The organism is Thermostichus sp. OS-CIW-29 (assembly GCF_054058195.1).
Genome location: NZ_JBSSAB010000057.1, coordinates 1 through 12,413 on the forward strand (window position 1 = coordinate 1; position 12,413 = coordinate 12,413).

Annotated in this window: 10 protein-coding genes, 1 tRNA gene and 1 pseudogene; 8 read left to right on the forward strand and 4 right to left on the reverse strand. The window is 59.0% G+C overall.

The window, feature by feature from the left end; all coding sequences use genetic code 11:
- Positions 1 to 212: 212 nt before the first annotated feature.
- Positions 213 to 283, forward strand: a tRNA-Gly gene (locus ACVWZJ_RS13725).
- Between the two features lie 51 nt (positions 284 to 334).
- Here the strand turns inward: ACVWZJ_RS13725 and ACVWZJ_RS13730 are convergent.
- A complete protein-coding gene (locus ACVWZJ_RS13730; RefSeq protein ID WP_457396409.1) occupies positions 335 to 1,021 on the reverse strand; it encodes a hypothetical protein in 687 nt (228 codons plus the stop codon).
- Between the two features lie 190 nt (positions 1,022 to 1,211).
- On the opposite strand from ACVWZJ_RS13730, the gene ACVWZJ_RS13735 reads away from it, so the two are divergent.
- From ACVWZJ_RS13735 to gndA, 4 genes are all read left to right on the forward strand, one after another.
- Entirely contained in the window at positions 1,212 to 2,564 is a 1,353-nt protein-coding gene (locus tag ACVWZJ_RS13735; RefSeq protein ID WP_414380441.1) for an ABC transporter substrate-binding protein, read from the forward strand.
- Between the two features lie 112 nt (positions 2,565 to 2,676).
- Positions 2,677 to 3,879: a carbohydrate ABC transporter permease gene (locus ACVWZJ_RS13740; protein ID WP_457396410.1), complete on the forward strand. Its 1,203-nt coding sequence runs from the start codon at positions 2,677 to 2,679 to the stop codon at positions 3,877 to 3,879.
- Between the two features lie 91 nt (positions 3,880 to 3,970).
- The gene (locus ACVWZJ_RS13745; protein ID WP_457396412.1) at positions 3,971 to 4,492 is read left to right on the forward strand and encodes a pentapeptide repeat-containing protein; all 522 of its coding nucleotides are present in this window, start codon (positions 3,971 to 3,973) and stop codon (positions 4,490 to 4,492) included.
- Between the two features lie 93 nt (positions 4,493 to 4,585).
- Positions 4,586 to 6,004 (forward strand): NADP-dependent phosphogluconate dehydrogenase, encoded by a 1,419-nt coding sequence (gene gndA / locus ACVWZJ_RS13750; RefSeq protein ID WP_457396414.1) that lies wholly within the window; start codon positions 4,586 to 4,588, stop codon positions 6,002 to 6,004.
- On the opposite strand, the gene ACVWZJ_RS13755 is transcribed toward gndA, so the two are convergent.
- The 3 genes from ACVWZJ_RS13755 to nadC all read right to left on the reverse strand — a co-directional run bounded on the left by ACVWZJ_RS13755 (position 6,001) and on the right by nadC (position 9,668).
- The gene (locus ACVWZJ_RS13755) at positions 6,001 to 7,494 is read right to left on the reverse strand and encodes an L-aspartate oxidase (RefSeq protein ID WP_457396416.1); all 1,494 of its coding nucleotides are present in this window, start codon (positions 7,492 to 7,494) and stop codon (positions 6,001 to 6,003) included. The two genes, gndA and ACVWZJ_RS13755, sit on opposite strands and share 4 nt — an antisense overlap.
- A gap of 29 nt (positions 7,495 to 7,523) precedes the next feature.
- Positions 7,524 to 8,612: a quinolinate synthase NadA gene (gene nadA / locus ACVWZJ_RS13760; RefSeq protein ID WP_011434042.1), complete on the reverse strand. Its 1,089-nt coding sequence runs from the start codon at positions 8,610 to 8,612 to the stop codon at positions 7,524 to 7,526.
- A 198-nt stretch (positions 8,613 to 8,810) separates the two neighbouring features.
- A complete protein-coding gene (nadC, locus tag ACVWZJ_RS13765; protein ID WP_011434043.1) occupies positions 8,811 to 9,668 on the reverse strand; it encodes a carboxylating nicotinate-nucleotide diphosphorylase in 858 nt (285 codons plus the stop codon).
- Between the two features lie 181 nt (positions 9,669 to 9,849).
- Here nadC and ACVWZJ_RS13770 point away from each other — a divergent pair.
- The 3 genes and pseudogenes from ACVWZJ_RS13770 (at position 9,850) to ACVWZJ_RS13780 (ending at position 12,308) form a co-directional block, all read left to right on the forward strand.
- A pseudogene (locus ACVWZJ_RS13770) lies at positions 9,850 to 11,078 on the forward strand (RNA-guided endonuclease InsQ/TnpB family protein).
- Between the two features lie 38 nt (positions 11,079 to 11,116).
- Positions 11,117 to 11,974, forward strand: coding sequence for a hypothetical protein (locus ACVWZJ_RS13775; RefSeq protein WP_187147238.1), 858 nt, complete (start codon positions 11,117 to 11,119; stop codon positions 11,972 to 11,974).
- Between the two features lie 28 nt (positions 11,975 to 12,002).
- Complete coding sequence (locus ACVWZJ_RS13780) at positions 12,003 to 12,308, forward strand: hypothetical protein (RefSeq protein WP_011434047.1); 306 nt, start codon at positions 12,003 to 12,005, stop codon at positions 12,306 to 12,308.
- The last annotated feature ends 105 nt before the right edge of the window (positions 12,309 to 12,413 follow it).

Here is a 12,413-nt window from a genome sequence, read left to right on the forward strand (position 1 = left end):
AGACTTCTTTACTACTGATCAATCCATCCTCCTTCCGAAGTTGGTTTGCTAAGTGCTGCTATTGTACCCCTTGAGCCCTTAACAGGCTGTAAGCCCAGCCTACCGGAGAAGTCTGTCCCGCTGATGGAGATGGATTTTTCTCCAAACTCTGAGTGGGAAGGGGCACCGCCGAGAGATGCTACCATAGATATTCAGCATCGCTGAATGCCCGTGCGGGCGTAGTTTAATGGTAAAACCGCAGTCTTCCAAACTGCTGTTGTCGGTTCGATTCCGTCCGCCCGCTTCCTCCCACAAAATCCTAAGGGATCCCTTAAAGTGCCCTTCAGATTCTTCTTCACAGGTTGGGGCCGACTGTGGTGGTGCGGCGGATGGGTTGACCCTTTAGAGTCTTGCCTTCTACTGTTTTCACCCAGCCTTGCCCTGGCACAAATCGGTACTGCACATCGGTATCAGAGCCACCGAGCAGATCCCCTTGGGCATTGAAGACGCGAGTTTCCCGCTGCCAGTGTCCTGGCCCGGTCGGTGTGCTGCTCGACTCGGTGGTGTAGGTTTGGTCGCGGGCATTGTTGAATTGGCCGCTGCGCTGCCAGCCTTGCCCCGCTTGGCCCTCGATAAGGCTCGAGCTGCTGCCCACCGTCTTGCCCTCGGCGTTTTGCAGGGTGGTGCTGCCCTGCCGTTGCCAACCCTCATGTGTGTGAGTAGTGGTGTGCTGATGGTTCAGGTTCCAGGTCTGACCTTGTTGGGTAGTGACTTGGCCGGAATAGTCTCCTTCCACCCCCTGGCCGGGAATGAATTGCCGGGATCCCTGGCCGGAATAGGTGCCACTACCCGATCTGCCACTTGGCCCGGTGCGAGTGTAGGTGCCGGAGTGAGTGAAGGTGCGCTCACCGCGCGGGGTCAGGGATCCAGCCGTTGGCGTGGTGGCTGTGCGAGTGCGTTGACGGGGGCGAGCCTGCGCAAAGGGAGCAAGCGCCATCAGGAGGGCAGTAACCAATAACAGGCAAAAGCTTGCGGTTTTCATTTTCATTCTCATTTTTCGAGACCCCTTGAGAAATTGCCAATCATGACCCAGGCTAGGTGCTCACCTCATCTGACTCTGACTTCGGCCTGAGGGTTCACCTCCCGAGGGGATCCCAGCCAGACATAACCTGCTCTTAATGTCGGTGCTGTAATCTCAGAGGTGCCTTTAGCGAATGCGACTGCATTTTTCTATGAATACCCGTCGTACTTTCCTGGCTGTTGCGGCTGGCCTCGTGGCTGCGTCTGCTGCTGCTCTTCTGGCTGCCGACAGCTTTGCTCAGTCTCCTGCCGAAGTCAAAGTTTGGATTGCCTTTACCGACAACCGCCTGGATTGGGCCCGCGGAAAAGCGGCAGAGTTCAACAAACAATTTCCTCAATACAAAGTTACGGTCGAAGGCTACGGCAACTACGAAGAAATTCAGCAAGCCACCGACCTGGCCATTCAACAAAATGCTGCTCCTTCGGTGGTGCAATGGTTTGAGGTGGGCACCCAACGGGCACGGGATTTTGGTTACTTCAAGTCCATTGCCGAGGCTCTGGGCAATCGCACCGAAGTGAACGGGATCCCAGTGAATTTCGACGATTTTATCGAGCCGGTGGTGAGCTACTACACCCTGGATGGCAAATTTACCTCCATGCCCTGGAACAGCTCCAGCCCCATTCTCTACTCCAACACGGCCATCTTGAAGAAGGCTGGGATCGAAAAGCCGCCGGCCACCTGGCAAGAGCTGGAGGCTGCTTGTCAAAAGATCATGGCCCTCCCCGACGCTCCCCAGGGCTGTGTGACCTGGCCCAATCACGGCTGGTTCTACGAGCAGTGGATGGCCCAGCAGAATGCCCTCTTGGCCAACAACGACAATGGCCGTGCCGCCCGTGCCACCCAGGTCTTTTTGGACTCGGAGCCGTCAATTGCCATCGCCACCTGGTGGAAAGGGATGTATGACAAAGGCTACTACATCTACAGCGGCAAGCAGCGGGATTGGGCAGCCACCGAGCAGGCCATCCAGACCGGTACCGTCGCCATGGCCATCACCAGCAGCGCCGATGCCGCCAACATCACCAATGCCGCCAAGCAGAACAACATCGAGCTGGTCACCACCCGCATGCCCTACAACGCCGACAAGGGTTGGACGGGGAACTTGATCGGGGGAGCCAGCCTCTGGCTGGTGAAGGATCTGCCCAAGGAGGTGGAAGAGGGGGCGCTGACCTTCATGTTGTGGCTGAACAACACCGAAAATGCTGCCGAGTGGCACCAAGTGACCGGCTACTTGCCCATTCGGAAAAGCTCGGTAGCCTTGCTGGAGTCGAAGGGCTGGTTCAAGGAAAACCCCAACTTCTTCACCGCCAGCGACCAAATCAACAATTCCAAGGTGACCCCTGCCACTCGGGGGGCGCTGCTGGGGGCTTTCCCCGAAATTCGCAACGTGGTGACCCAAACCATGGAAGATCTGATGCTTAAAGGCGGGGATCCAGCCCAGGCTATGGCCAAGGCCAACCAGGAGGCCAACCGCCTTCTGGCCGAGTACAACTCCCTCTACCAGTAACCTGGATGTCGATGGGCTGACGGTGTTATTGAGGGATGGGGGTGGGCGGCGGCCTGCCCCTTTCCGGGCTTTGATAAGGCTCTTGTGAAGAGCACAGCCGAGGTGAGAGGCGATGTTGGGATTCATCCAAGTGTTGGTGCCGCTGTTGGCGGGGTTGCTGGGATCCCTCTGGATGGGGCTCCGTTTTCGACGCATCGAGTGGCCTGTGCTGGTGGGGGCAGTGCTGGGGGGCCTAGCAGGAGGGCTGGGATCCCTGATTTTTATGGCGCCCCTGGATTTTTGCACTTTTGAGCCGGAGCGCAAGGCCATCGACATGGCCTTTGGCGTGGGGCTGGTGCTGGCGGGCATGGCCATTCCCCTCTGGCCGCTGTTGGCGTGGACGCAGAAGGAGCAGGAGCGCCGCCTGGGGATCCCCGGCCCAGCTGTTCAGGAGAGGGGCATCTTTAAGCAGTGGTGGCTGGCGTGGCTGCTCTTGTTGCCCACCTTCACGATCTTGGTGGTGTTTCTCTACTACCCAGGGCTGGATACCTTCCGCCTTTCCACCCTGCTCACGTTTGTGGGGGCGCCGCGCAGCCGCTTCGTCTGTGTGGATAACTTTACCGCTTTGCTGACGGATTCCACCTATCTGCGCAGCCTGGGGATTACCTTTGCCATTTCGGCGGCCATCGTGGTGCTGGGGTTGAGCGGATCCCTGTTGATTGCCACGCTGGCCTATCAGCCGATTCGGGGGGCGGCGATTTATCGGGTGTTGCTGATCTGGCCCTACGCCATCTCTCCGGCGGTGGCCGGGATCATCTTCTTTATCATGTTCAACCCCTTGGGAGGGGTGGCCAACCATTTGCTGGGCCTGGTGGGGATCCCCCGTTTAAACTGGCTCAGCGATCCCAACTTGGCCCCTTGGGTGGTGATTTTTGCCAGCGTTTGGAAGCAGATGGGCTACAACATTTTGTTTTACCTTGCCGGCCTGCAAAACCTGCCCAAGGATCTGCTGGAAGCGGCTGCCATTGATGGAGCCGGGGCAGTGCGTCGCTTTTTTGCCATCACCCTACCGCTGCTTTCTCCCATCACCTTCTTTTTGGTGATTACCAACATGACCTATGCGTTTTTCGATATCTTTGGCACCATTGACTTGCTGACTGCTGGGGGCCCTTCCGGATCCACCTCGGTGTTGATCTACGAGATCTACAAAATCGGAGTGTCTTCTGGCAATTTGGGTAGGGCTGCCGCGCAATCCATCGTCCTGTTTCTCATTGTGGTGGGGCTGACGATCCTGCAATTTCGCACCACCGAGCGGAATGTAACCTACGGCGGATAACGGCTGTCTCTGCTGCAACGCAATGATCCCAGTTCTCAGTGGGCAAGGGGAAAATCGGCAAGAATAGGGGTAGAGAATCTAGGGATCCTCGATGGCCCCAAAATCCAACGCCTCGACTTGCTGGCGCGACTTCGGGAAGCTGGGCATGCTGCTGGCGGCCACTCTGCTGCTTTGGCTCCTCTGGGGCTCCATAGCGGGCAGCCAAGCCCGTCTCAACTTCAACAACGCCGATCTGCAAGGTCAAGATCTATCCGGCCAAGATTGGCGGGGCAGCAGCTTTGTCAGCGCCAACCTGCAGGGCGCCGATCTGCACGGGGCCAACCTTGCGGGGGCGGCATTCACCAAGGCCAATCTGGCGGGGGCCAACCTATCCGGTGCCGATTTGAGCAATAGCCTTTTGGATCTGGCCAATTTGGCAGGAGCCGATCTCAGAGGGGCCAAGCTCACGGGAGCCATTGCCGCGCGGGCGGTTTGGCAAGGAGCGCAGATTGCCGGCGCCGATTTCAGCGAAGCCTATGTGGATCGGGCGGCAAAGCGGCAGTTGTGTGAGCAAGCTGAGGGATCCCACCCGATAACCGGCGTAACCACCCGTGAGAGTTTGGGCTGCCCTTGAATCAGGGCCGGCAAAGGTGAAGAAAACAGGATCCCTGAACCCGGTCGGTCAGATTGGCCTCTAGATTGGGTGAGGTGTCGATAGTGCCCAACTATGAGCAAGCCCAGCTTTGCGGTGATCGGCCTAGCGGTGATGGGGGAAAACTTGGCCCTCAACGTCGAGCGCAATGGCTTCCCGGTTGCCGTCTACAACCGCACCAGCTCCAAAACCGACCAGTTCATGCGGGAGCGAGCCCAAGGCAAACGGATCACCCCCGCCTACAGCCTGCCGGAATTGGTGCAACTGATGGAGCGGCCCCGCAAATTCTTGATCATGGTCAAGGCGGGTGCGCCGGTAGACGCGGTGATTGACGAGCTTAAACCCCTGCTGGATCCGGGGGATATCATCATCGACGGCGGCAACTCCCTCTACACCGACACCGATCGCCGTGCCGAAGCCCTCGCCCCCACCGGGATCCACTTTGTCGGCATGGGAGTGAGCGGCGGGGAAGAGGGAGCCCTGAACGGCCCCAGCCTCATGCCCGGCTGCAGCCCAGAGGCTTACCAACAACTGGAGCCCATCTTGACCAAAATTGCCGCTCAAGTGCCAGACGGCCCCTGTGTCACCTACCTGGGGCCCAAAGGGGGCGGGCACTACGTGAAGATGGTGCACAACGGCATCGAATACGGCGATATGCAGCTGATCGCCGAGGTCTATGACCTAATGCGCAGGGCCTTGAAGCTGTCGGCCTCGCAGATGCAGGAGATTTTTCAGGCTTGGAATGAAACGGAGCTGGAATCTTTCCTGATTGAAATTACCGCCAAGATTTTCCAAACCCTGGATCCGGAAACCGGCAAGCCGTTGGTGGATCTCATTCTGGATAAGGCCGGGCAGAAAGGCACCGGTTTGTGGACGGTCAAAGATGCTCTGGATCTGGGGGTAGCGGTGCCCACCATCGAAGCGGCAGTGCAAGCTCGTATCCTCTCGTCGATGAAAGAGGAGCGGGTGGCTGCCTCTGCCCAGTTGAAAGGGCCGGACGCCACTTTTGAAGGGGATCCCGACTGCTTTATCCAAGATCTGCGCGCTGCTCTCTATTGCTCCAAAATCTGCTCCTATGCTCAGGGGATGGCCCTGCTCAAAAAAGCCACCGTTGCCCACGGCTACGTCTACACCTTCAGCGAGATTCCGCGGATTTGGAAGGGGGGCTGTATCATCCGCGCCCGCTTCCTGGGCGAGATCCAGTCGGCCTACAAACGGGATCCAGAGCTGGTGAACCTGCTCTTGGATGAGGAATTCGAGCAGGCCATCCGGGAGCGGCAGGGATCCTGGCGGCGGGTGGTGTCCACGGCGGCTGCCCTGGGGATCCCGATCCCGGCCATCAGCGCTTCTTTGGCCTACTACGACAGCTACCGTACCGCCAACCTGCCCCAGAACCTCACCCAAGCCCAGCGGGACTTCTTCGGGGCCCACACCTTCGAGCGCATCGACAGGCCGGGCGTCTTTCACCATGAGTGGAATGCCTGTTGCCGTTAGCAATGCGTAGCATCAAGAGGTCTCCGGAAAAAAGTTGAACCGCGCACCTCCGTATGGAAAGGCTCCCCTTCCTGAGGAAAATCCTCGCGGAAATGGGCCCCGCGGCTTTCCTCCCGCAGCAGCGCCCCCTGCGCTACCAGACGGGCCAGCAAAAGCAGACTGCCTGCCTCGGCCTCTTCCCGGGTGGCCCAAGGCTTTTCCTGCAGGGGAAGTGCCTTGACAAAGGTCAGAAAAGCCCGCAGCCGTGTTCCCTCCCGCACAACGCCCAAAGCTTCCCCAACTCGATGCCTGAGAGCCGGCAGGATGTCGGGAGACGTCGCCAGAACGGGTAGCCTCTGCAGCTGTCGGGGAAAGCTCACCTCTCCCAAATCTTGCAAGGCAGCCAAGGCGGCCCGCTTGCCCATGACCAGCCCTTCCAAAAGGCTGTTGGAAGCCAAGCGATTGGCTCCGTGCAGGCCCGTGGAAGCCACCTCCCCAGCAGCATAAAGGCCCGGCAGGCCGGTGAAGCCGAAAGTGTCCGTTCGGATCCCACCCATCACGTAGTGAGCCGCGGGAACAACTGGGAGCAGATCCTTCGTGGGATCCAGCCCCAAGGCGCGGGCAGAGGCAACAACGGTGGGAAAGCGCTCCTCCAGATGTTCGACGACCCGCAGATCCAGGTAGGTTCCCCCTGTCTGCTGCCGCTCCCAGAAAACGGCCCGAGCTACCACATCCCGCGGCGCCAGCTCTCCCAGCTCCGCATAGCGAGGCATAAAACGCTCCCCCAAGGCGTTGAGGAGAACAGCCCCTTCTCCTCTTACTGCCTCGCTCACCAGCGCTCCATTGGGCAAGGCCGTGGGGTGAAATTGCACAAACTCCAGATCCCTGAGAGTGGCCCCTGCCCGCCAAGCCAGCACCATTCCGTCGCCGGTGGCCCCCGAGGGAGCTGTCGAGACGGGGAAGAGGCTGCCAAATCCTCCCGTAGCCAGGAGAACTGCCCCGGCCCTCACCTCCACCGGCCCTTCAGGGCCAAGCAGCAAGGCCCCCGCCACCCTGTCCCCCGCCAGCAAAAAGCTGAGGGCTGTGTAGCCCTGCAAAGGCAGCCTGTTGAGGCGAGCCAGCAAACCTCTCAGAAGCCACAGTCCGCTCCGATCCCCCCCCAGATGGCGTACCCGCGCTTGGGAGTGGCCCCCTTCCCGGACGGGTTGGGGATGGAAAGGAAGGCCCCAGCGCAAAAGTCTCTCCAGGTGCAAGGGTGCTTCCTCCACAATGGAGCGAGCCACCTTTTCTTCCACCAGGCCGCGGCCCGCTTGCAAGGTGTCTTGGATATGGGCTTCTACGTCCGCCTCATCCGCAGGAAAAGCCACCCCACCCTGCGCCCAAGGGGTAGAGCCAGAGGGAAGGGGATCCTTGCTTACCACCAGAGTTGTCGCCCCCTGGGCTTCGGCCCACAGGGCTGCGTACACCCCCGCCACCCCTGCTCCCAGGATCAACAGGTCTGTTTCTAACAAGGGCGGCGCCCCGTTCTTCCCCTCCACCTCTAGGCTCCGGCGGGCACTGCCAGCATGGCCAGGATGGAACGGCGAGCCTTCTCAGCCACCTCCTGGGGCACCTGGATCACGTAGCGCATCTCCTGCAGGGAGCGGTAAATCTTTTCCAAGGTAATCTTCTTCATGTACTCGCAGACGGCTTCTGCCTTGACAGGGATGAACGTTTTGTCTGGAGCTTCTTTCTTGAGCCGGTGAAGAATGCCCACCTCGGTGGCCACCACAAACTCGCGGCTTTCTGAAGCTTTGGCGTAGCGCACCATGCCCTCGGTAGAGAGCAGCTTGGCATCCGGTTTGAGAAAGAGACAGCTAGAGCCGCAACTGCACTCCGGGTGAATGAGGAACTCTGCTCCAGGGTGCTCTTCCACCATCGCCTTGAGGTGCTCTTCCCGGATGCCAACATGCACGTGGCACTCTCCCGGAAAGAGATCCAGCTCCCTTCCGGTTACTTGAGCAACGTGGGCTCCCAGAAACATATCCGGCACGAAGAAGATGGGGCGATCCGGGGGCAGGCTGGCCACCACTTGAACTGCGTTGGCGCTGGTTACGCAGACATCTGCCAGAGCCTTGATCTCGGCAGCGGTGTTGACGTAGGCCACCACCAAGCCCTCAGGGCAGGCTGCCTTCCACCGCAGCACATCTTCTGGGCGAATGCTGTCGGCCAAGGAACAGCCCGCCTCCAGATCCGGCAGCAGCACCGTCTTTTCCGGGTTAAGGATGGCAGCCGTCTCCGCCATAAAATGCACGCCCGCAAAGACGATCACCTGGGCGCTCGTCTTTTGAGCCTCCCGAGCCAGTCCTAAGGAGTCTCCCACAAAGTCCGCCACCTCTTGAACTTCGGGGAGCTGATACGAATGCGCGAGGATAACTGCCTGCCTTTCCTGTTTGAGCCGGGCAATCTCCTGGACGATTGTGGCAGTGTTGTGTAGCAATGGGGTTTCTCCCTTCATTTTCGACTTCTTGTCGCGACAGCGTTGCGTAGCAATAACGGTTTTGTTCCTCTGGAGGCTGGACACGATCTGAGGACTTTGTCCCGCTAATGCGTTTGCAGGAGCAGCGCGCAGCAATAACGGAAAGCCCATCTCCTGGAGTTGGTCGACTCTGCTTTGGGGGGTATCTGAGCCGGCAAGAGAAGCAACCCCCAACCCAGATGCCCGGCGAAGCCTTTCGCGGCGCCCGGTTGAGCTGGAGCTGGGCTTAGGTTGTCTTCTCAAAGTAGCATCAGTCGCAACAGCGTTGCGTAGCAATAAAGCAGTGTCCAGCGAGGACTTGGCTCAGGGTCACACCACCAGCAAAGAGAGATCCAAAGCCTTGGCCGAGTGGGTGAGCGCCCCGACGCTGACGTAATTCACGCCTGCCTCGGCCACTTGCCTGGCCCGTTCTGGGGTCATGTTGCCGCTGGCCTCCAGGGGAACTCTCCCTCCCACCCGTTGGACGGCGGCCTGGGTTTCTTCCAGGGTGAAGTTGTCCAGAAGGATGAGATCGGCTCCTGCTGCCAAAGCCTCTTCCAGTTCCTGGAGATCCCGCACCTCCACCTCCACCTTGAGGTGGTGGGGAGCACCTTCCTTGGCCCGCTTGACGGCTGCCAAAACGCCTCCCGCGCCGCGGTCGCAACAGCGTTGCGTGGCAATGATGTGGTTTTCCTTGATCAAAATGCCGTCGAACAGCCCAAAGCGGTGGTTTTTGCCGCCCCCTACCCGTACAGCATACTTCTCCAGGGCGCGCAGGCCGGGAGTGGTCTTGCGGGTGTCCAGAAGCTGGGTTGAGGTTCCCCGGAGAGCCTCTACATAGGTGCGGGTGAGGGTGGCAATGCCGGACAGCCTTTGGAGAAGATTGAGCGCCAGCCTCTCCCCCGCCAGAATGCCCTTCAGGGATCCCTTGAGGTGGGCCACCTCTTGACGGACAGCCACCCTGGCCCCTTCCTCCACTCCAGGGATGAACTCCACCTGGGGATCCGCCAGCCGAAAAACCCGCTTGGCAATCTCCAGGCCGGCCAGGATCCCTGTCTCCTTGGCCAGGATTACCGCCTCACCCTCCAGTCCTGGGGGTAGGGTCAGCTCTGTGGTGAGGTCGCCGTGCCCCAGGTCTTCCCACAGCCAAGCGCAAAGGGTCTCCTCTGGTAAGTAAACTTCTTCCATTTTCGGTTTGGTTTTAGCTAGACCGCCGGGAAGCCCCGCCCTCCGTTAGTGACTAGTGACTAGTGGCTGGTCACTATCCACTCACCACTATCCAGGGTAAGGGTCGGGATAAAAGGCGAGGACACGATGCTTCGTCCTTACTGGTGCTATGACCGGCGTAGCAGGATTTTATACCCTCATCATGAGAACTGCTTACCAGTATCGCTTACGCCCTACCTCTAGCCAAGTTGCTCTAATGGAGCAATAGCTAGAGTTGTTGCGGGAGCACTATAACTATCGCTTGGCAGAGCGCTTTGCGTGGTGGGAACACAATCGCTGTGACATCAATGCTTGTCCCCTAGTCTGTCATTTGCCCCAGCTGAAAGACAAGCCCGATTTCTACTCCCAGAAACGGGACTTGGTGAAGACGAAAGCCCTGTTTCCGCAGTACAGAGCCATCCATTCGCAAGTCCTGCAAAACTGCATAGAGCGAGTGCACAAAGCATTCGACCGCTGGCTGAAGGGGGACGGTAACGGCAAGAGGGCAGGGAAACCCAGATTTAAGGGAGCTGGGCGGTATCGCTCCTTCAGTTTCCCCCCGATGCAACAGGACTGCATTTGCGGGCAGTTTATCCATCTGCCCAAAATCGGTGCTGTTCGCATAATTCAGCACCGTCCTTTGCCTGAGGGCTTTGTGATTAAGGCGGCTACCATCAGCCGCAGGGCAGACGGGTGGTATGTGACCTTGAGCCTGCAAGATTCGTCCGTCCCTGAGTTTACTCCTGAGCCTGCAACGCTGGAAAACACTACAGGGATCGACGTGGGACTGGACTCCTTTTTGGTGACCGATGCGGGGGAGTCTGTTCCAGTTCCCCAGTACTATCGCAAGGCAGAGCTCAGGCTCAAGAGGTTGCAGCGAGCCTTGTCTCGCAAGAAGAAGGGGTCAAACCGCCTATGGCTAGTGACTAGTGGATAGTGACCAGTGGATAGTGAATAGTGACTATCCACTAACCACTATCTCAGCGCAAAGATTTTCATGACAAAACAGCGAACTGGCTGGTAAGCAAGGGCAAGCATATTGGGTACGAAGCCCTGAATATCAAAGGTATTGCGAGGACGAAGCTAGCAAAATCCACCTATGATGCTGGTTGGGGACAATTTCTGCGAATTCTGGCAGTCAAGGCTGAAAGAGCTGGGCTGAGGGCGATTGCAGTGAATCCCAACGGCAGCAGTCAAAACTGCTCTCGGTGTGGTCAAAGAGTACCGAAAGCGATTCAAGACAGGTGGCATTCTTGTTCCCATTGTGGGCTAGAACTAGAGCGCGACCACCATGCGGCCATCAACATCAAGCACAGGGCGGTGGGGCATCCCGTTCTTTTCGCGTCAGCGGGACGTAGTCCTCAAGCGCAGGAAACGTCCTTTTCGCGCTAGCGGCGCGGAGCGCTTTGCATCAGCATGAGTGCGGGAGTATGTCACGACGGAAGGTGAGGCAGATGGGGGGCTGGCTCAGGCAAAACTGGCTGTGGCAACTGGGGAGAGCCCTTGTGGCTGTTTGGATCGGCTGGGCGGAGGGGAGCGCTGCCTGGGCGAGGGACATGGCGCCGGCTGCCCCTGGAGTCTCCTCTCCCCCTACTTTGCCCATCCCTTGGGAATGGGTGTACGACTTGCAGGAGCAAGCCCGGCAGCGGCAATGCACATTGGTTGGCCTGTTGCGCAGCGATCCCTTGCCGGCGCCGGATCCCCAGTGGCAGGTGTACACACGGCTAGATTTGGTGGCCACGCCTCAGGCTGGTCGGTTGACCAGTGTGTTGTTTGCCGAGAACACCCGTACTCGGGCCTTGCAGGTTATCTATCAAGCCTCAGGGTCGGTATACGACCCCGTTGAGGCATTGGATTTTGCCATGATCCTGCCTCTAGCCTGGCAGGGGAACACTTTGCTGGCGCGGGAGTACGAAGGCTGGTTCCAGACCGATTTGAGCTGGGATCGGGCGGTGGTCTGGCCTTTGCCCACTGGCTCGACAGGGATCCCACCGGTGCAAATCTGGGATCCGCCGCCGGCGCTGGGGTATGCTGAGCTGCTGGGCTGGGATCCCCAGGCGCGAGAGCGGGTGCTGTTTGCGGTGGCCGATAGCCTTGGAGAGATGCCCCGCTTGGTGAGCGTGGGCCCAGACCGCCAGGTGTTGCTGCGAGCGCCTGCCGTTGCCCTTTCCCCAACTCCCTCTTCTCTACAGGGGTGGCAGGAGATCCGGCCCAAGGGGGGAGAGCCTCTCTGCCACCAAAGCCGTTTTGGGCTGGAGCAGGGAGGGGAAAATGAAAAATTAAACTGAGATGCAGAAGCCTGTGGGAGCGACAACCATGTCCAAACCGGTGGTGCGGCGGGGCTGGCCTCTGGAGGCCTTTGTCGGGGATGTAATCGTCTGTACCCTAGAGGGATCCCATCTGGATCAGGTGACGGAAATCCGAGTCAGCCCGGCGGGTAAAGGGATCCGAGTCAGCTTTGGGGATCCCTTGGGACGCTCTAAGGAACCGGTGCAGGCCAACGCCGAGGCGCTGACGGTTACCTTTGAGATCGATCCCAGCACCTACCCTGGCGAAAAGCGCATTGAGCTGATCTCGCCGGCAGGGCCCAGCGATCCCCTGCCGTTTTTGGTGATGATGTAGAGGCGCGCAGAAAAGAGCATGACTCTAGTCAATAATAAGCTCAACTATACTGAAAATAATGTATAATATGTTCAGTACGGATTACTACCAGTTGATCTTTCTGTT